We start from the raw sequence: 19532 nt of genomic DNA on the forward strand, positions 1-19532 counted from the left end.
TTTATTCACCAACCTCTATAGGTTTTGAAATCAATCCACTGTTTCTAATGTTGATTTTTACTTCTACACGAGTATCTAATTTTTTGAAGTGATATTCCCAATTAGGTTGTATTTTATATTTCCATTCTTTGGGCATTTCTCTCATTATAATGCCTGAGAAGTCAAATATATCGCTTTCTATATCCTTCTGACATTTTTCTATAACTTTTTCAACTTTTCTTTTTATATAGTTTTCAGCATCTTCTTGTAGAATTATTCTTCCTTTTTCTTCTATAAAGTCTTTTTGTCTATTTAATTCAATAATACCTACATCAAGTTCTACATTGATATTCATAGTAAGTTTATCATTTTTATACTCAGGTTTAACTTTAGTTTTATTCTTAAAAATCTCTAACGTATTTTTATAGGTCTCATCATCTACTTTGCTTTCTACTATTATTGAGCCACCTTCTAGCTTATCCATAACAATTAAAGCCCATTTTGTCTCAGTATCATTTAGTCCGTTAACTTGTTTATCTCCTTTAAATGCAACACTACCTGAAATTTTATAAAATGGTACTTTTTCTTGAACTTCTATTTCAATACTAGGAAGTAAAGGAGAATAGCCTTCTGCAAGGAGTGCTTCTGTGAATTCCCATATGTTCATAGAACTATAATGTGATACATGTTTTTGATTTTTTAATGATTCCTCAATATTAAATGAAGTTACGTCGGCACCTGGTTCATGTGCTTTATATAATATTTTACTTGCTGTGTCTTCCTTTGAAACAAGTATTTTCATATCTCCTCTCATTTCACGGTCTCTATTTACAAGATCCATAATAGTTATTAAATCAGATTTACTTATCTCTTTACTTAAAACAAGAATCTTTGAATGACTCCAATAAGCTTTTTTTCCAGATGTTTTTAAAATTTGTCTATATGAATCAAAAACTGAATCTCCTTTAGTTTTAACAAGTTTTGAATTCATTCCTTGCCCTTCTACTGGATTCATTATTTCTATTGTAAGAATATATTTACCTGTAGATTTTTCTTTATCGACAGCTACTCCTGCAACAATTGCGAGATCATCTATTTCTCTATAGTTCCAACAGGATGATAAAGTTAAAGTATTCAAGAGCATAATAAAAAGAAATAGTTTTTTTTTGAAAGATTTCATTTTAGATTACTTCCTTTAAGTTAGAATTAATTTTTCCATATGATAAATCTATTATTTTTATTTTTGTTTTCTTCAGAAGCTCTTATAATAACATCTTTTAAATCATTTTTATTTAGAGAACCGTACTTTAACATATAATCTACCCCTAAGGATTTCATGGAAAATAAGTATATACTTATACCAATTACTCCAAATATATAACCATATAAACCAATAAAAGATGATATAAGTAACAGGCTCATCTGTAGTATGATTATAGTTTGAGACATCTTTGGCAATGCAAATTGAGTTATTGCAGTAAGAGCAACTACTATTACCATAGGTGCACTTATTAAAGTGGCGCTTACAGCTGCTTCGCCTAAAACAAGTGCCCCAACTATACTGATTGCCTGACCTATATTTTTAGGTAAACGCGTACCAGTTTCTCTTATTAATTCAAATACAATCAACATAAGTATTGCTTCAACTATAGTAGGAAAAGGAACCTCTTTTTTAGCTGATGCGATACTAATAATTAACGGCGTAGGTATTAGTTCCTGATGAAATGTTGTAAGTGCAACATAAATAGCAGGTGTACTAGTGGAAAGAAAAAAAGAAAACATTCTAAGGAGTCTATTGATTGAACCATAAATAAAATTACTATAATAATCTTCGTTAACTTGAAAATATTCAAGAAATATAAATGGCATTGTCAAAACATAAGGAGTTCCATCACATATTAATGCAATTCTACCTTCTAGTAATTTACCCATAACTGTGTCAGGTCTTTCGGTACCACCTATTGTATTAAAAATAGAATTGGGATGGTCTTTAATAGATTCTTCTATATAATTTGATCCTAAAATTCCCTCTGCTTTTATTTTATCTAATCTACTATTCAAATCATCTAATGCTTTTTGAGGAACTAAACTTTCTAGGTAACAAAGACATATTTTTGTTTTTATAACTCCACCAATATCTCTATTCTTAAATTTTAAATCAGGGGTGTTTAATTTTCTTCTTAATAAGGAGATGTTGGTATTTATAGATTCAGCAAATCCTTCTCTAGGACCTTTGATTGCGCCTTCAGCATCTGGCTCAGAAATGGATCTTCTTTCCCAGTCCTTTGTATTAATATAAATTACTTCATCAAAATTCTCTATTAATAACAAAGTATCTCCATATAATATCGACTTAACAGCTAAATCAATAGAATTTGTTCTCATGATACTATTAGTTGTTAAGACTTTTTCTGAAATATAATCTAGAAAAGTATTGCTTTCTACTATTTTATCCATAGGATCATGTATTAGTGGTTCAATAATATTTTGATTTATTTCTCTTGAGTTAATAAGGCTCTCAACAAAAATTATACAAAATTGTTTGCCGGTTTTTTTATTTTTTAAATATCTATAAACAATGGAATCGTCATTAGCTAATATTTTATTTTTAAATATATCAACATTACTTTGAAGAGAGGTTGTAAGTTTATAATCATTGCTGAAATTTTTTTCTTTAAAATTATTCGAGGTATTATTATTGTTATTATTCTCCATAAAATCTCACCTTTTTATTTTTATTAAAACTAACACTCTTTTAATACTTAATAATATTTTTTACATAAAATCGAATAATATCCTTAAAATATTAATACATATTGATTTATACAAATAGTTTAAACAAGTGGTAAAACTTTATATCATCTTACTTTTTTTGGTTTAACCATGTTATAATCAAATTAAATAATTAAATTGGTTATTAAGGAGGTTTTTATTTTGAGTAAAAATTTTAAAAATAATCTTAGATTGAACTTAAATCCTGGCGAAATGGCTAAACATAGTATGAATGCAATTTACAGTACTTTTTATAGATTCCCTTTGACGATACTTTTGTTTCTTGTAATAGCTGCAATATTTGTATATCGTATAGAGACTCCTTATGATCAGATAAGAGATATTGATGAAATATTGAATAGAGTAATTGCGGTTTTATTGCTAGGAGTACCATTTACTCTTAGTATAAGTTTATTGTTTGAAAGAGTAGGGAAAACCTTTAGTAATATTGTAAAAGTGGGAGTTTGGTTAGGAGATATTCTTGTGATTTTCTTATATTATCAGTTTTTATTACCTAATACAGACATGGTTCCTATGGTAAGGTTGATCCTTTTAGCATTTGCTTTAGTTCTTTGTTTTATATGTATACCATACTTTTATGAAAAAGAAAATTTCGAAATATATGTAAACAAGATAATCATTAGGTTAATTATAAGTTGTTTTTTTACAGTAGTTCTTGCTTTAGGGTTAATGGCTATCTTATTTGCCATAGAGAATTTGCTATATAGTGATATGAATGAGAATCTATATATCTATACTTGGATTTTTGGATGGTTTGTTTTTGCTCCAGTTTATTTTTTATATGGTTTACCAGGTAATAGAAATAATTATGAAAAAGAAGATTATAATAAAGTATTAAAGGTATTGCTAGCATATATTGTCTTGCCTATCATAAGTGTTTATACAATAGTACTGTATTTGTATTTTGCAAAAATTTTAATTACAAGAGTGTTTCCTAAGGGTATAGTTTCCTATCTTGTAGTATCTTATGCAGGTGTTGGAATAGCAACAGTTTTTCTTGTTTGGCCACTGAGAAGTATTAATAAATGGGTAAGAATTTTTACAGAGATATATACTAAATTGATTTTTCTATTGTTAATTATGATGTTTGTTTCAATCGGTATTCGGATAGGTGAATTCGGGTATACAGAAAATAGATATTTTATATTAATAATTGGGTTATGGGCCACTTCTGCTATGATTTTTATTAATATTAACAAAGGGAAAAATAATATAATGTTGTTTATAAGTCTTGCAATTGTATCTGTCATTTCAGTTGTTGGTCCAATGAGTGCATTTGATGTGTCTCAAAGAAGTCAAAATAAGCGATTCTATAAAATGTTATCTAAATATGATATGTTAGATAATAATATAGTGGTAAATAAAAATTTAAATATTATTGATGAAGACAAAAAAGAGATAAGTGGAATTATTAGTTACTTTGATAATAATCATGAACTTAGCGACTTAAAGTATTTGCCTGATGATTTTACAAGAGGGAATATGAAAGAGACTTTTGGTTTCGATGAATACTATGAAAAAGGTGGAGTAAATTTAAGCTATTTTAACTTTAGAAGTGATGAAAAACCTATTGAAGTGACAGGGTATAATATATTGTTTAGATTCAATAAGTATAATGATACACTAACTCAAAAAATCGAAAATGAAGAAGGTAGTTTAAAAGTTATAGTTAATGAAGAAAATATTTTAAGTTTATCAAAAGATGGGGAAGATTTATACACTTATGATTTGAAAGAACATATTAAGGGGTTGTACAAAAAATATGGAACTAGCGAAAAAAGAGTGACTATACCCCTTCAGGAGTTGACTATATATAATGGTAACGAAAAGGCAGATGTAAAAATTGTATTTACGGGTATTGATGGTTCTAGAGGAGTTGCAGAGGATGAACTTAATGCTAATTTTATTCAAGGATATATGTTGGTAAAGTTTAAATAATAAAAAATAGTACTTTTCCAGAGGGAAAGTACTATTTTTTTTCAATTTGAAGAATATTTAAATGTCAGCATTATTATTGAATATAAAATATATTTTATATTCTTTTAGCATGTTCCTCTTTCTAAAGCTGTTAAGCCAGTTTTGGCTATTTTCTTTATACCATAAGGCCGCATTAGATTAATAAAAGCTTCTATTTTCCCGGAATCTCCTATTACTTCAATAGTCATACTTTTGGGATTCATGTCAATAATATTACACCGAAATACATTAACAGCTTCAGTAATTGATGATTTAGATGCAGGATCTGAAGCAGAAACTTTTATTAAAGCAAGTTCTCTAAACACTGATTTTTCAGGTTCTAAAATAGTTACTTTTATAACGTCTACTAATTTATTTAGTTGTTTTTGAATCTGCTCTAAAAGGTATTTATCGCTCTTTACTACAATAGTCATTCTCGATAATGTAGGATCTTCTGTAGGTCCAACTGTTAATGAGTGAATATTATAACCTCTTCTACTGAAGAGTCCTGAAATTTTACTTAAAACACTTGGTTGATTTTCTACTATTACTGATAATACATAAGTATTCATAACATCCTCCTTATAAGGTTCTTTGGTCTTTAGATACAACACAATTTATAATATATGAACCTTTAGTATTCATAGCTTCTTCAATAACTTCTTTTAAGTCTTCATTTCTGTAAACTTTTTTTCCTTTAATATCATAAGCTTGGCATAGTTTAATGAAATCAGGATTCTTTTGTAAATCTATACCATAAGTACTTCCATAGATTTTATTTTGGTATTCATTAACCATTCCTAGTATGCTGTTTTCAAATAATAGTATAATAATATCTAAATCATTTGCAAGAATAGTACCAAGTTCAAACATGCTCATTTGAAAACCACCATCACCACATACAGATATAACTCTTTTGTTAGGGTTTCCCATTTTTGCGCCAATAGCTGCTGGAATAGAATACCCCATGGTACCTAATCCACCTGAAGTTAAAAATCTTCTTTCACCGAAGATATGAAAATGATGAGCAGTCCAAATTTGATTTTGACCAACATCAGCAGTAATTATAGTATCATCTTCAAGCATATCAGATAACAAATTTAATGCATATTTAGGACTTACATATCCCTCTAAATTAAAGTTCTTTGATTCTTTTTTATAAGAGATAATTTCTTCTATCCAAGTATCTGTTTGGAGGATAGAAATATTTTTATTAAGTTCGTGTAAAATAGATTTTGAATCACCAACAAGCGGTATTGAGGTTCCTAAGTTTTTGCCTATTTCAGCAGGATCAATATCTATATGAATTAAATCTGCATTTTTTGCAAACTTAGAACCGCCAGTAGCTCTATCTGCAACTCTTGTACCTATTAAGATAATTAAATCAGCTTCTTTAACAGCTCTATTGGCATGAACATTACCGTGAGTACCAACAAGTCCCATGTAATAGGAAGATTTTGAACTAACACCATCCTTAGCCATAAGTGTATGGACTACAGGTATATGTGATTTATCTATAAACTCTGCTAACTCTTTTTCAGCATTTGCTAAAACTATTCCACCGCCTATACAAATTAGAGGTTTTTTACTTTGTTTTATTCTATTTAAAGCCTTCTTAATTTGAAATTTATGACCTTCTACGGTAGGTTTGTAGCCTCTTATATTGACTTCTTTTGGATATTCGAAATTAATTTCTTTTTTCTGTATATCTAAAGGTATATCTATCAAAACAGGACCTTTTCTACCGCTTCCCGCAATATAAAAAGCTTCTTTGAAAATTCTAGGAATATCATTTGCATTTTTAATTATATAGTTATGTTTGGTGAATGAAGCTGTTGCCCCAACAGTATCAGCTTCTTGGAAAATATCCTTTCCAATTAAGTTTGATTCAATTTGTCCTGTAATTACTACTAAAGGAATAGAATCCATATAAGCTGTTGCAACAGCAGTAATTAAGTTTGTAGCACCAGGACCTGAAGTTGCTAAACATACTCCTGTAGTTCTAGTAGTTCGTGCAAAACCGGAAGCACTATGACCTGCAGCTTGCTCCTGTCTTACTAAGACATGTTCTATACTTGATTTTCTTAATGATTCATAAAGCGGAACCACAGGAACTCCAGGATATCCAAATATTTTAGTTACGTTTTCTTTTTCTAAGCATTTTACAATAGCATCTGCACCATTCATATGCTTTCCCTCCCCTTTTTATTAAAATTAATCAATTTAATCCCCCTTAAAAATGTTAAATATAAATAATACATAAAAGTAATATTTTAAAAAAGCAAGAATTTTTCATTATTAAAAGATAATTAAAAAATAATTGCACAAAACAGCAAAATAACGTTAAATAATTGGTTTTTATCTATAAAAAAAGACCGCCTCCTTCAAATATGAAAGAGCCTATTGCGGCACACAGCTTATATAAATTGCGAAGAAGTTCGAAATTTATAGTGACAAGTTACAAGTGATAAATTACAAGTTCATGATACCTTTCGTAAACGAAAGCTTTTAATTAAATTAAAGATAAAAAAATTCCTTTTGCGTAGCAAAAGCTCATTATTCCATCATCTATGGGTCGGCTTAAGAGTTAGTTCTACTTTTCTTTCAAATACGTAAGAATTTAGTTAAACAGATTTGTATAATTATTCAGTTTATTATTTTTGTGTATAAAAAAAGACAGACTATCTCTGGGGCGAGATATCTATCGCGGTACCACCCATATTTATAACTTATTAGAATAACGGCAATGCCGGCACAGCTTACTACTACTTCAGCTTGCAGCTCAAGGGTGAGGTTCAACAAAATTAACTTATGGGTTTTCAGCACTCCCCACTCTCTGTAAAGTCTTTTAAGTTTACTTATCCCTGTCATAGCTTTTTATATAATGCATAAACTTGCAAAAATTTGTTATTGGTAATAATAATACTATGAAAAAAAAAGAATGTCAACAAAAGAGTCAGAAATTTTAAAATTTTTTTCATTTTATTAAAATAAATATGTGAATATTATTATATTATTATAAAATATTTTAGATTTATTAACATACATTAAAAAAAGTATTTACTTTTATTTATTAGTAAAGTAATATTTAATAGGCTAAAATTGTGAGACAAAATCAGTAGGGAGGAAATTTAAGTGTTAAACATTTTAAGTAGGGGGTTAGAATTATTATTAAGCTTTGAATCTTATGTGATGTTACCTATATTAATGATGATTATTTCTTTGATAATAGGGCTATCATGGCAAAAAACATTTAAATCTTGTTTAACATTAGGGATAGGATTTATAGGTATCTTTATCACTTTTGATCATTTTGTAGAACACTTAGGACCAGTTTTAGATATAATAGTCAAAAAAACTGGAATGGCACTAAATGTTCTAGATGTTGGGTGGCCGCCACTTGCGGGAATAACTTGGTCATTTGAGTATGTACCATTGTTATTAGTGGTTATTATGGCAACTAACGTAGTAATGTTTTTAACTAAATGGACGAAAACAGTTAATATAGATATTTGGAACTATTGGCATTTTATGCTTATAGCTCAAATTTTATATGGAGTAACAGGTAATATATATTTATCTATATGTGCAGCTGTTTTTGCTGTGATAATTATTATGAGAATTGCTGATTGGAGTGCTTCTGATGTGGGAAAATTCACTGGATTAGAAGGAGTTTCAATTACAACTTTACCATGTGTATGTTATTATCCAATAGGTATTTTGGGGGATAGGTTATTACAAAAGATACCGTTTATAAATAAAATTAAGGCTGATCCAGATACAATTAAGGACAAGCTTGGTTTCTTTGGAGATCCTATGTTTGTTGGATTTACAATGGGAACTGTATTGGGCATCGTGGCTAAGTATAGTTTAAAAGACACTTTAGAACTTGCATTTAATATATCAGCAGTAGTATATATACTTCCTAAAATGACTAAAATATTGGGAGACGGGTTATTACCAATTTCTTCTGGTATGAAAGAGTATATGATGAAAAGATTTCCTAAAATGAAGAATTCCTATATAGGATTACATTTTGCGGTTTTACTTGGTGATTCAGCTGTAATAGTTACTGGAATATTACTTATGCCGGCTGCATTAATATTAGCTTTGATTTTGCCAGGAGTTAGATTTTTACCTTTAGGATCTTTACCTAATATGATAGGAGCAATTCCTATGATTGTTGTTGCATGTAGAAGAAATGTTGTTAAATCTTTTATAATAGGATTGTTTGTAGTAACAGGACATTTATATGTAGCATCTGGAATGGCTGAAATATATACTAATCTTGCGGCAGGAGTTAATTATACTATATCTGGATATGACGGAATTATAACAAGTTTTCTAGAAGGTGGAAACTTGATGAGATACTGGATTATGGAATTATTCACAGGAAATACTTGGGGTATTCTATTAACACCAGTAGTATTATTTTTACTATATTATACAAAGAAAAAATGCGAAGCTTATGAATAATAATTATAAATTGCGAAGAAAAGCGCTTCGCAATTTATTTCAATTATTATCAACACTATCATAAAACATTGCAAAGAACAAAAGATGGTTATATAGATTTTATTAGGGAAGTGAGTTATGTGCAATTTTTAGGTTCTATTTTAGATTTAGTATTAAGTTTTAAAGCTTATGTTATGTTACCTGTGCTAATGATGATTCTTTCGATTTTTATAAGGATTGAATGGAGAAAAGCTTTTAAATCTTGTTTGACTTTGGGAATTGGGTTTATAGGTATTTTTGTTATATTTGATTACTTTGTAGGCAATATTGCACCTGCTTTAGAAGCTATTATTGGAAGAACAGGAATGAATTTTGATGTTTTAGAAGTAGGGTGGCCACCTTTTGCAGCAATGGCTTGGTCTTTTGAATTTGTACCTATTATGATACTTTTAGTATTTGCGACCAATATAGTTATGGTGATATTTAAATGGACACATACAATTAATATAGATATATGGAATTTTTGGCATTTCATTATTATGTGTCAGATGATGTATGAAATTTCAGGAAATATTTTCATTTCCTTGAGTGCGGCAGTTTTATTGGTGGTAATAACTCTAAAAATTGCAGATTGGAGTGCTCGTGATGTAGAAGAGTTTTCAGGGTTAGAAGGAGTAGCAATAACAACTGTAACTGGAAGTTGTTATTATCCAATAGCGGTTTTAGGGAATAGTGTATTAGAAAAAATACCTTACATAAATAAGATAAAGGCTGATCCAGAAGGGATAAAGGACAAGCTTGGATTTTTTGGAGAGTCTATGTTTATTGGATTTATTATGGGTTTAGGACTGGGAATAGTAGCTAAATATAGTATAAAAGATACTTTAGAGTTGGCTTTTAATATTGCGGCAGTAGTATTTATAATTCCAAAAATGTGTGGAATATTAATAGAAGGATTGATGCCAATTTCTTCTGGTATGAAAGAGTATATTATAAAAAGATTCCCTAAGATGGAAAAGTCATATATTGGGTTAGACTTTTCAGTTTTACTGAGAGATCCAGCAGTTGCTGTGACGGGAATATTACTAATGCCGGTAGCGTTAGTTCTAGCATTGACTTTACCAAGGATTCGTTTTATACCTCTTGGAGATTTGCCAAATATGATGGGGGTTGTAGTAATGATTGTTGTTGCATGTAAAGGAAATGTTATAAGATCAATAATAATAGCAATTCCAATACTTATAGGGAAATTATATGCATCATCAAGTTTGGCGGGTCTCTACACTAAACTGGCAGAAAATGTTAATTACTCTATCAACGGTTATGATGGACAAATAACAGGTTTTCTAGCAGGAGGTAACTTACTGAGATACTGGATTATGAATTTATTTACAAGAACTACATGGGCAATATTTTTGGTTCCTATAGTGGTTTATATATTGTATTACACAAAGAAGAAATGCGAAACTTAATAATAAATTCAATAAATTTTACCAGTAACAAATAACTTTAAGAAAATAGAATTTTTGGGCATATACTTTATTGGGATAAGTTTGAAATCATAACTTATGGATTGAAAATTTGTATTATTATTATTTAATAATTCTTCTGCTTTTTTTCTAAGTTTATTTTTTTCTATTTCAATAAATTTTAAATCCGAAGAGGATATTGTACTAGTGAGCTCTAGTTCGTATGTGGAATTTAAAGCTCCTTCAGCTATTATCGTTGGATGATTTTCTATATTAATTAATTTGTGGTTGAAAAAATAGTTATTATTATCTTTATCAAAAAGATTAATCAAAGGTGAAGAGCCATTAAATATATTGTTATGTTTTATAAATTTATTCCATTTGTTATTACTTGGTAGCGTTTTAAAAAAAGTATATTTGGGATAGAAGTTTGGAATTTGTAATCCTTGGTAATAACTTAAAGTATCGTCTAGTTTTGGGAAAGCATTTTGAATAATACCCATTTTTATTTCATTGTTATAAGGGGTTAAAACAAAGGCATTTTCTTCGCCTATATGAATACTTGAACCAATTAAGTTTGATGTAAATATTGATTGCCATGTAAAAAAAGGACAAGTCAATGCAAGATTTGGACTCATTAATCTTCCATTACCTTTCATATAATAGACAGGTGATTTGATTCCTAAATCATAAAAGATTTCATTCATAGATTTTGAAAATTTACTAGCTGTATCATGTAACATTAAATCTAAAAACAGCATATTCTGTCTTAAAACAAAGTTAAAAACATTATAAGAATAAGATCCTTTAATTGTGAAAGTATTTGGACAGATTTTATTAATGTAACAAATCAGGTCTTTTTCTTTGTTCGAATCTAGGGTGGAAAAATCACTATTTATTGCAATTTCTTTTATACCTTTATCTTTTAGCATTCTTAAATATTCTCTTAAATCATTTTTTTCATTTTCACTTTCTATTGAGTGAATATTAAAATCATATATATTAAATTCAATGCCATTTAAAAGTCTTTTTTTGTTTAGGGTAGTTTTTTGGATATAGCCAATTTTTATATAGCCAAAAGTATATTTTCTTTTATTAACTATCAAATCAGAAAAATCTGTAACAATAAGTATGTTTTTTATAAAAGTTGTTCCTATTTTGTTCTTTACTAAAAAAGAGGATAATTGATGTTTTAATTCTTTAATATTACGATATTTTCTGGTAATAGACGCTATAGGAATAGTAGATACAGCGTATATAATATCATAAGAGTTTTTCTTTACAACGATAACTAAGTTTCCTTTCAAAATATCACCTGCTAATTTATAGTTTTGCATATAGATAAACCACTTCAACTATTAATCTATACAAGTCCATAACTCATTAAAGCCTGAGGTTTTGTACATGAATAGATTAAGTTTACGTATGGTTTATCTTTAGTAATAATAATTAAAGTATAGTTCTTCTAAGGACTTATAGGTGGAGTTATAGCCAAAACACTGAGGTCCAACCATATTTAAAGCGTCTTTGGTTTTCCAAACTAAAGGGGAAGGAGTACCAATAACGGCAACTTGCATTCCTTTATATAAATCATTGTTACAAATAGGATTTAAAGTATCTAAATTAATCAAACTTATTAAATCAGGAACCATTACTGCTAATGAATTATTTTTATGAGCAATCAAGTTTTCGTTGTGAGAAAGAATTTGAAATATATCTTCTTTATTATTTTTTATACCTTTTAGTGTTATCGATTGCCAATTTTTATGATCTACTGAACCAATGTTCTCTACTTCTCCCATAAATAATTCAATGCTTGCTCCGTAGATAGAATTTTTTGTGACTTTTATTAAATTACTTAAAATACTTTCATAAGTAGAGTATTCTGTAAATACTTTTCCTATACTATAAGCAAGACTTAGAGTCCTAGGTATTAATAGACGTTTTAAACTATTTCCTTTGGTTGGACAAGAAGCAAAAAAACCTATGTTTTCTTCTTGTCCTATTATACTTCTGATATTTAAATCTAATAAAAAATTATCTTTATCGTTGAATTGATAAATGTTTTCTCGGGCATTACAAACAATAAATGGTGATAAAGATTTTTTTGTAAGGTTAAAAGTTGTCATTTGCAATTCTGGAAAGGCACGTCCAATGCTATCTCCATCAATATAGGGTATATCTAGGAGTAAAGAAATTAGAAGAGGGTATAAAACATTGCTTCCAGCACATTCTAGAGTAAACAAACCTTCTACTTTATTTTTTGTTATTGATTCTAATTTTTTTAATGCTATTATTCCTTCCTTTCCTGAACAAAAAAAATCATCTAGGATTTCTGGCGATCCAATCAGTCCAACTGATGCATATGTTTTATTATCATCTAAGTCATCAATATCAAGAAGTGGTAAAGTTTTGTTTTTGGAAAATAGTTCTTCTAGTAAAATTAAAATATTGTTTGTTTTTCCACCTCCCCCTGCACCTAAAAAAATACTACCTAAAAAAAGAGGCTTTACCCAATCATAATCAATATATTTCATAAATTTCTCCTTTTATAATGTTTAATCACTTTGTTTTATTTATTACTAGAAATCCATCTATAAAGAGTAGCTAGACTAATATTTAAGTGTTTAGCTAATTCTTTTTTACCTTCGGTATCTTTACCAAATTTTTTTATTAACTCTTTAAATTCTTCTCTTGAAGGTTTTTTAGATTTTTTTTGCTTATCAATTGTTGAAATTGAAGAGACCGTTGAATTAAGGGTTTTATTAATAGGTATAAACTGTTGGATATATGTTGGAAGATCGTTAATATCAATTATTGATTTATTTGACATTGTAACACAATATTCAACTACATTTATTAATTCACGGATATTTCCTTGCCAAGGGTAATTTCTAAGAAAAGCTATTGTATCATAAGAAAATGACATAAAGTTTTTCTTTTGTAGAATGCAATATTTTTTAACGTAGTAAGTTAGTAAAAGTTCAACATCGTGATGTTTACTATTTAAAGATGGTATATCTATTGGTATTACGTTTATTCTATAAAATAAATCTTCTCTAAATTCACCGTTTGCAATTTTATCTTCTAAGTTTCTATGTGTTGCACATAGTATTCTAACATCTATTGGGATTATCTTATTTCCGCCAACTGGCTCAACATATCTCTCTTGAAGAACTCTTAATAATTTTACTTGAATTGATAGAGGCATGTCTCCAATCTCATCTAAGAACAAGGTTCCCGTATCGGCTAGTTCAAATTTACCCATTTTACCTTCTTTTTTTGCACCTGTAAAAGAACCGCCTTCATAACCGAAAAGTTCACTTTCTAGCAAGTTTTCAGGAATAGCGGCGCAATTTAATGCAATAAAAGGTTTGTGCTTTCTATGACTTAAATTGTGTATTAATTTTGCATATTCTTCTTTACCAGTACCACTTTCTCCTCTTAACAATACAGTACTATCGGTAGTAGCAACTTGATTTATAATAAACATTACTTTATTAATTTGAGGGTTTTTACCTATTATTCTATTAAAGCTAGTAATGTGAGTGTTTCGCAACTGAAATTTGTTATTGGTGATGTTTGGAGAATTAGTATATTTAACTTTACCAATAAGTTTATTTCCATAATAAAAATCTTTATTTAGTATATCTAAAGCTTTGTTTTTAGTTAATAAGTTTAAGTCAATTCCAGCTATATTCATTGTGTCTGCTGCAGAATTTATATAAATCAAGTTAGTATTCTTATCGTATAACATTAGAGCATTTGATAGTCTATCTCCTATAAAGGCTGACGTTTGACTATATAATGAGTTTAGTTCTTCAGTTTTTTCAACATTTAACAGAGCAGTAAAAGTATCTGATAAGGAAATAATCATTTCTAATAAATTTGAATCTATTTTTGAATAAAGATTATTTGTGGAATTGATATTTTCATCTGTGATAAATTGCCATAAAAGTCCTTCCTTTTTTTCTTCAAAAATAATTGGTATGAATACTTCCTCTAAAGTATAGCTTTTATTATTGAGTGTAATATTTTCTCTTTTTAATGTTGGGTGATACTGTAAAAGAGATTTTTTCCTTGAAGGTTTTTTCAAACTAGTAGATGAATCAAACTCAATCAAAAAATCTGATGAAATTGTTTTATGAATATTTTTTTCACTAAAATGAGAGATGCGACAATTTAGCCCATTAGCCATAGAAGTTAAGAATTTATATGGAGATACTTTTTTCATTTTTTATAATCCTTTCTCAAAAAATCTTATTCTCATTTTATCATAAAATGAGAATAACAGGAAAATGAGAAATAATGAGAAAAGAAGAGAAGGTATGAGAAAGAGGTATATAAATTAAAATATAGGGAATTGAGTAGTTTGTAAAATATTATGTAGATGTAAAAAATTTAGCAAAAAGAAGTGATTTTAGTAAATTAATTGTGTGTTTTTATTGGCATGATAATTGCAATTGTATTTTATGAATTTAAAATGATAGGGGATGAAAAAAATGGAAGAAATTAATCAAAAATTAGTTTCGAAAAAAGATTCTAGTAGTATAGGGTCTGAGAAACGACAATCATGGGGTAGTATTGCTATGATTTGGACTGGGTCAATGATATGTGTATCTTCATTGATGACAGGAGGTCTTTTAGTTTCTGGATTAACTGTATTGCAGGCATTTGGGGCAGCTGCAATAGGGTACGGAATAGTAGTATTATATATGTGTTTTCAAGGTATGCAGGCAGCTGATTTGGGATTACCAACGGTTAGCGCTGCAAATAGTGCTTTTGGAGAAGCGGGTTCTAGAATAATCATTTCATTTGCTTTAGGAGTAGCATGTTTGGGTTGGTTTGGCTTTCAAGCAAATGTATGTGGCTCTGCGTTTAGTGGTATCTTAGCTTCTTCGATAGGAATTACTATTCCTGTATGGATATCATCATTGATTTGGGGATTTATAATGCTTATTACTGCAATATATGGTTTTAATGCACTAAAATATTTAAATTATATTGCTGTTCCTGCATTAATATTAGCATCAATTTACGGAGTGTATGCAGTACTAACAAAGTATGGAACGGGAATTTTAGCAACTTATAAACCTGAACAACCAATGAGTTTTCTTAGTGGAATAGCTTTAACAGTTGGTTCTTTCGCAGTTGGTGGTGTAATAGCTGGTGATTACTCAAGATATGCAAAAGATAGAGGTGACGTAATAAAATCTTCATTATTTGGAGTTGTACCAGCAGGAATTGCAATGATAACTATGGGAGCAATTATGAGTTTAGTATCAGGAACCTATGATATTACGCTTGTATTTTCTGATTTAGGAATTCCAGCTTTAGGGTTAGTTACCCTTGTTTTGGCTACGTGGACTACAAATGCAGTTAACGCCTATTCTGGTGGGCTTGCTATTACAAAGCTATTTAAATTGGATGATTCAAAGAGAAGTATAGCTACAGGAATTGCTGGTGCTATTGGTACATTATTAGCAGTTGCAGGAATAATAAATTATTTTGTGAATTTTTTAATGATTTTAACAGCAGCAATTCCTCCAATAGCGGGAGTAATGATTGCTGATTATTGGATAGTAAAGAAAGGTAGGGCTGAAGAATTTTCTGTTAAATCAGGAATGAACTATATAGGGGTAATCTCTTGGTTTGCAGGAAGTATAGTTGCAATATTAATAAAAGCTGGTATTCAACCTATAAATGGAATTTTGGTTTCAATGATTTTATATTATGTGCTTATAAAAATCACTTCAACAAATAAGTAGTTTATTATTTTAAAGTTGACAGTAAATCAACCTTTACTGTCAACTTTACACCGTCAACTGTCAACTAATTTGGTCAACAGCAGCTTAAAATATAAATTAATTAATATAGAAAAGAATTGTAAAATAACAAAAAAATCAGTGGATTGAGGGAGGAAATAGTATGAGAAATTTAGATTCACAAGCAATAGAAGATATTGCTTTAGGGGCAGCACTTTTAGGTGCTGGAGGAGGAGGAGATCCTTATGTAGGGAAGCTTATGGCCCTCCAAAGTATAAAAAATTATGGCCCTGTAACAATGATAGATGTGGAAGAGGTTCCTGATGATGCACTAGTAGTACCTACTGCAATGATGGGTGCTCCATCAGTTTTGATAGAAAAAATAGCTAATGGCTCTGAATTTAAAAGAGCCTTTGAGGCAATGGAAAAATATTTTGGTAAAAAGATATATGCTACAATGCCAATTGAAGCAGGGGGCGTTAATTCCATGGTTCCTTTGGCAGTATCAGCTCAAATGAATGTGCCAATTATAGATGTTGATGGAATGGGGAGAGCTTTTCCAGAATTACAGATGGTAACTTATCATTTACATGGAATAACTTCAGGACCTATGGTAGTTACTGATGAAAAGGGAAATGTTGCTATACTAGATACAATTAGCAATAAATGGTCTGAAAATATTGCAAGAGCTATGACTGTGGCTCAAGGTGGATCTGTTATGATTTGTATATATCCTATGACAGGGAAACAATTAAAACAATGTGGTATAAGAAAAATTATGACTTATTCAGAAGAGATAGGTAAAGCTATAAGAGAATCTAGTAAATATGATATACCACCGATTGAACAATTGTTGGATAAAATTAATGGATACCAGTTGTTTAAAGGAAAAATCACTGATGTACTAAGAGAAACTAAAAATGGTTTCAACTTTGGAACAGTAAAACTTAGTGGTGTAGCAGAATACAAGGGAGAAAGTTGTGAAGTTAATTTCCAAAATGAAAATTTAGTAGCAAAGAAAAATGGAGAAGTTGTCGCTACAACTCCAGATTTAGTGTGTTTAGTAGATTTAGAAAATATCACTCCTATAACTACTGATGCTCTTAAATACGGAAGACGTGTTCTTGTAGTAGGCTTAAAATGTGATGACCAATGGAGAACAGAAAAAGGTATAGAAACAGTAGGACCAAAATATTTTGGATATGATATTGATTATATTCCAATAGAAGAACGTGTGAGGGGAGCTGAATAGTATGATTTATAGATTAGGTGTTGATGTTGGTGGTACAAATACTGATGCAGTAATTATTGATGAAGGGTTAAATCTTATTGATAGTATAAAAGTGCCTACTACTGAGGATGTTAGTACTGGGATATTTAAGGCTATACATGCTGTTGTTGAAAAATCTGGAATAGAAAAAGATAAAATAAAATATGCAATGCTTGGGACTACGCAATGTACCAATGCTATAGTAGAACGAAAGAAATTATGTAAAGTTGGAGTTATCAGATTAGGTTCACCTGCTACTCATTCAATTGAGCCTATGGTTGATTGGCCTGAAGATTTAAGAAAAGCTGTAAGTGAAAATTTCTTTATTGTTAAAGGTGGATATGAATTTGATGGTAGAGAATTAAGTACCTTTGATGAAAATGAAATAAGAGAAGTAGCAAGAAAAATGAAAGGAAAAGTAGAAGCTATAGCAATATCATGTGTATTTTCTCCTGTAAGAGAGGAACAGGAAATTATGACATCGAAAATCATCAAAGAGGAATTAGGAGATATTCCAGTTTCGATGTCTCACGAAGTTGCTAGTATGGGTTTACTTGAAAGGGAAAATGCTACAATCTTAAATTCAGCTCTTATGAAAGTTGCTGAAACGGTTACAGAAGGATTTAGTACTGGTCTTAAAAGGGAAGGAGTAAAAAATGCTGAGATATACCTATGTCAGAATGATGGTACTTTGATGAGCGTTAATTACACAAAACGATTTCCTATTCTTACAGTTGCTTGTGGGCCAACTAATAGTATTAGAGGAGCATCCTTCTTGAGTAAAATGGAAAATGCAATAGTTTTAGATGTAGGAGGAACAACAACTGATATAGGAGTTATCGTGAATTCATTCCCTAGAGAATCATCACTTGCAACTGATGTAGGTGGAGCCAGAACTAATTTTAGAATGCCTGATATTATTGCAATAGGTCTTGGTGGAGGTACAGTAATAAGAGAGCAAGATGGAATCATAAAGGTTGGACCTGAAAGCGTTGGATATAAGTTAACAGAGAAGGCATTGGTATTTGGCGGAGACACATTAACTGCATCTGATATAGCAGTTAGATTAGGAATGACAGAAATAGGAGATAAATCAAAAGTAGAACATATTGATAAAGAGTTTGCAGAAAAAACAATGAATATTATGATGGAAATGATTGAGGAAGCTATCGATAAAATGAAACTTTCTGCAGAAGCTGTGCCGGTTGTTTTAGTTGGTGGTGGAGGTGTTATTGTAAAAGATAGATTAAAAGGTGTATCAGAAGTGATTAAGCCTGATAACTTTCCAGTTGCTAACGCTTTAGGATCTGCAATAGCTCAAGTAAGTGGAACCTTTGAGAGACTTTTTATTCTAGATTCCATTACTAGAGATATGGCTTTAAATGAAGCTAAAGAAGAAGCTATTACAATAGCTACAAATGCAGGAGCAGACCCTAATACTATAGAAATAGTTGAAGTAGAGGATGTACCATTGGCTTACCATCCTGGAAATGCTACAAGGATAAAAGTAAAAGCTGCTGGAAATCTAATGATTAAAGATTAAAAGTAAAAATTTACAATTTATTATTGACATATAAATAAAAAAAGGCTATTATGGTAAATGTAATTAAAATTAGTTGAATAGATAAAAGGAGGTAGGATTATGAATAACATTAAAAGAGATACAAAAGCAACCATTAAACAAAATACTAATTTCTTTAAATTCAATGGTGTATCTATGCCTAGATTTAATGTTATGTCAAAAATTAAATATTGCAGCCCTACCTTACAGAAATTAACTAGGTTTTAATGATTCAACTTTGTAGTAAATATTTTGTTAAACCTAATAAAAAGATAATCTGTCAT

General features: G+C 29.6%; 14 protein-coding genes and 1 other annotated feature. Of the genes, 7 read left to right on the forward strand and 7 right to left on the reverse strand.

Features of this window, described 5'->3' with window-relative positions; all coding sequences use genetic code 11:
* Position 1: 1 nt before the first annotated feature.
* Both ACQ3F0_RS16370 and ACQ3F0_RS16375 read right to left on the reverse strand, forming a co-directional pair.
* Positions 2 to 1159 carry a Ger(x)C family spore germination protein gene (locus ACQ3F0_RS16370; protein ID WP_428866443.1) on the reverse strand — a complete coding sequence of 386 codons (1158 nt, stop codon included), beginning with the start codon at positions 1157 to 1159 and terminating at the stop codon, positions 2 to 4.
* 26 nt (positions 1160 to 1185) lie between these two features.
* Positions 1186 to 2694, reverse strand: a complete 1509-nt coding sequence (locus ACQ3F0_RS16375) for a spore germination protein (protein WP_428866444.1) — start codon at positions 2692 to 2694, stop codon at positions 1186 to 1188.
* Positions 2695 to 2913: 219 nt separating this feature from the next.
* Here ACQ3F0_RS16375 and ACQ3F0_RS16380 point away from each other — a divergent pair, with 219 nt between their 5' ends.
* A complete protein-coding gene (locus tag ACQ3F0_RS16380; protein WP_428866445.1) occupies positions 2914 to 4710 on the forward strand; it encodes a DUF4153 domain-containing protein in 1797 nt (598 codons plus the stop codon).
* Between the two features lie 104 nt (positions 4711 to 4814).
* Here ACQ3F0_RS16380 and ilvN read toward each other — a convergent pair whose 3' ends face one another.
* Both ilvN and ilvB read right to left on the reverse strand, forming a co-directional pair.
* Entirely contained in the window at positions 4815 to 5300 is a 486-nt protein-coding gene (ilvN, locus tag ACQ3F0_RS16385; protein WP_428866446.1) for an acetolactate synthase small subunit, read from the reverse strand.
* 10 nt (positions 5301 to 5310) lie between these two features.
* Positions 5311 to 6915, reverse strand: a complete 1605-nt coding sequence (ilvB, locus tag ACQ3F0_RS16390; protein ID WP_428866447.1) for a biosynthetic-type acetolactate synthase large subunit — start codon at positions 6913 to 6915, stop codon at positions 5311 to 5313.
* A 498-nt stretch (positions 6916 to 7413) separates the two neighbouring features.
* Positions 7414 to 7608 (reverse strand) — a binding site (T-box leader).
* Between the two features lie 255 nt (positions 7609 to 7863).
* On the opposite strand from ilvB, the gene ACQ3F0_RS16395 reads away from it, so the two are divergent.
* On the forward strand, positions 7864 to 9204 hold the full coding sequence (locus ACQ3F0_RS16395; protein WP_428866448.1) for a PTS galactitol transporter subunit IIC: 1341 nt from the start codon (positions 7864 to 7866) through the stop codon (positions 9202 to 9204).
* A 119-nt stretch (positions 9205 to 9323) separates the two neighbouring features.
* Positions 9324 to 10655, forward strand: a complete 1332-nt coding sequence (locus ACQ3F0_RS16400; RefSeq protein WP_428866449.1) for a PTS transporter subunit IIC — start codon at positions 9324 to 9326, stop codon at positions 10653 to 10655.
* Between the two features lie 8 nt (positions 10656 to 10663).
* On the opposite strand, the gene ACQ3F0_RS16405 is transcribed toward ACQ3F0_RS16400, so the two are convergent.
* The 3 genes from ACQ3F0_RS16405 to ACQ3F0_RS16415 all read right to left on the reverse strand — a co-directional run bounded on the left by ACQ3F0_RS16405 (position 10664) and on the right by ACQ3F0_RS16415 (position 14886).
* A complete protein-coding gene (locus tag ACQ3F0_RS16405; protein WP_428866450.1) occupies positions 10664 to 11989 on the reverse strand; it encodes a hypothetical protein in 1326 nt (441 codons plus the stop codon).
* A 99-nt stretch (positions 11990 to 12088) separates the two neighbouring features.
* A complete protein-coding gene (locus ACQ3F0_RS16410) occupies positions 12089 to 13189 on the reverse strand; it encodes a DUF917 domain-containing protein (RefSeq protein ID WP_428866451.1) in 1101 nt (366 codons plus the stop codon).
* Positions 13190 to 13224: 35 nt separating this feature from the next.
* Positions 13225 to 14886 (reverse strand): sigma-54 interaction domain-containing protein, encoded by a 1662-nt coding sequence (locus ACQ3F0_RS16415; RefSeq protein ID WP_428866452.1) that lies wholly within the window; start codon positions 14884 to 14886, stop codon positions 13225 to 13227.
* Positions 14887 to 15154: 268 nt separating this feature from the next.
* Here ACQ3F0_RS16415 and ACQ3F0_RS16420 point away from each other — a divergent pair, with 268 nt between their 5' ends.
* The 4 genes from ACQ3F0_RS16420 (at position 15155) to ACQ3F0_RS16435 (ending at position 19476) form a co-directional block, all read left to right on the forward strand.
* Entirely contained in the window at positions 15155 to 16420 is a 1266-nt protein-coding gene (locus ACQ3F0_RS16420) for a cytosine permease (protein WP_428866453.1), read from the forward strand.
* 160 nt (positions 16421 to 16580) lie between these two features.
* The gene (locus ACQ3F0_RS16425; protein ID WP_428866454.1) at positions 16581 to 17669 is read left to right on the forward strand and encodes an S-methyl thiohydantoin desulfurase family protein; all 1089 of its coding nucleotides are present in this window, start codon (positions 16581 to 16583) and stop codon (positions 17667 to 17669) included.
* Position 17670: 1 nt separating this feature from the next.
* Positions 17671 to 19230: a hydantoinase/oxoprolinase N-terminal domain-containing protein gene (locus tag ACQ3F0_RS16430; RefSeq protein WP_428866455.1), complete on the forward strand. Its 1560-nt coding sequence runs from the start codon at positions 17671 to 17673 to the stop codon at positions 19228 to 19230.
* A gap of 99 nt (positions 19231 to 19329) precedes the next feature.
* Positions 19330 to 19476 carry a hypothetical protein gene (locus ACQ3F0_RS16435; RefSeq protein WP_428866456.1) on the forward strand — a complete coding sequence of 49 codons (147 nt, stop codon included), beginning with the start codon at positions 19330 to 19332 and terminating at the stop codon, positions 19474 to 19476.
* The last annotated feature ends 56 nt before the right edge of the window (positions 19477 to 19532 follow it).

Source organism: Clostridium sediminicola, from assembly GCF_050402865.1.
Classification (GTDB): domain Bacteria; phylum Bacillota; class Clostridia; order Clostridiales; family Clostridiaceae; genus Clostridium_AF; species Clostridium_AF sediminicola.

What these genes read in the sequence shown, in the direction of transcription:
- ACQ3F0_RS16370 (WP_428866443.1), bottom strand. Translation starts at nt 1,159, where the DNA reads ATGAAATCTTTCAAAAAAAAACTATTTCTTTTTATTATGCTCTTGAAT.
- ACQ3F0_RS16375 (WP_428866444.1), bottom strand. Translation starts at nt 2,694, where the DNA reads ATGGAGAATAATAACAATAATAATACCTCGAATAATTTTAAAGAAAAA.
- ilvN (WP_428866446.1), bottom strand. Translation starts at nt 5,300, where the DNA reads ATGAATACTTATGTATTATCAGTAATAGTAGAAAATCAACCAAGTGTT.
- ilvB (WP_428866447.1), bottom strand. Translation starts at nt 6,915, where the DNA reads ATGAATGGTGCAGATGCTATTGTAAAATGCTTAGAAAAAGAAAACGTA.
- ACQ3F0_RS16405 (WP_428866450.1), bottom strand. Translation starts at nt 11,989, where the DNA reads ATGCAAAACTATAAATTAGCAGGTGATATTTTGAAAGGAAACTTAGTT.
- ACQ3F0_RS16410 (WP_428866451.1), bottom strand. Translation starts at nt 13,189, where the DNA reads ATGAAATATATTGATTATGATTGGGTAAAGCCTCTTTTTTTAGGTAGT.
- ACQ3F0_RS16415 (WP_428866452.1), bottom strand. Translation starts at nt 14,886, where the DNA reads ATGAAAAAAGTATCTCCATATAAATTCTTAACTTCTATGGCTAATGGG.
- ACQ3F0_RS16420 (WP_428866453.1), top strand. Translation starts at nt 15,155, where the DNA reads ATGGAAGAAATTAATCAAAAATTAGTTTCGAAAAAAGATTCTAGTAGT.
- ACQ3F0_RS16425 (WP_428866454.1), top strand. Translation starts at nt 16,581, where the DNA reads ATGAGAAATTTAGATTCACAAGCAATAGAAGATATTGCTTTAGGGGCA.
- ACQ3F0_RS16430 (WP_428866455.1), top strand. Translation starts at nt 17,671, where the DNA reads ATGATTTATAGATTAGGTGTTGATGTTGGTGGTACAAATACTGATGCA.
- ACQ3F0_RS16435 (WP_428866456.1), top strand. Translation starts at nt 19,330, where the DNA reads ATGAATAACATTAAAAGAGATACAAAAGCAACCATTAAACAAAATACT.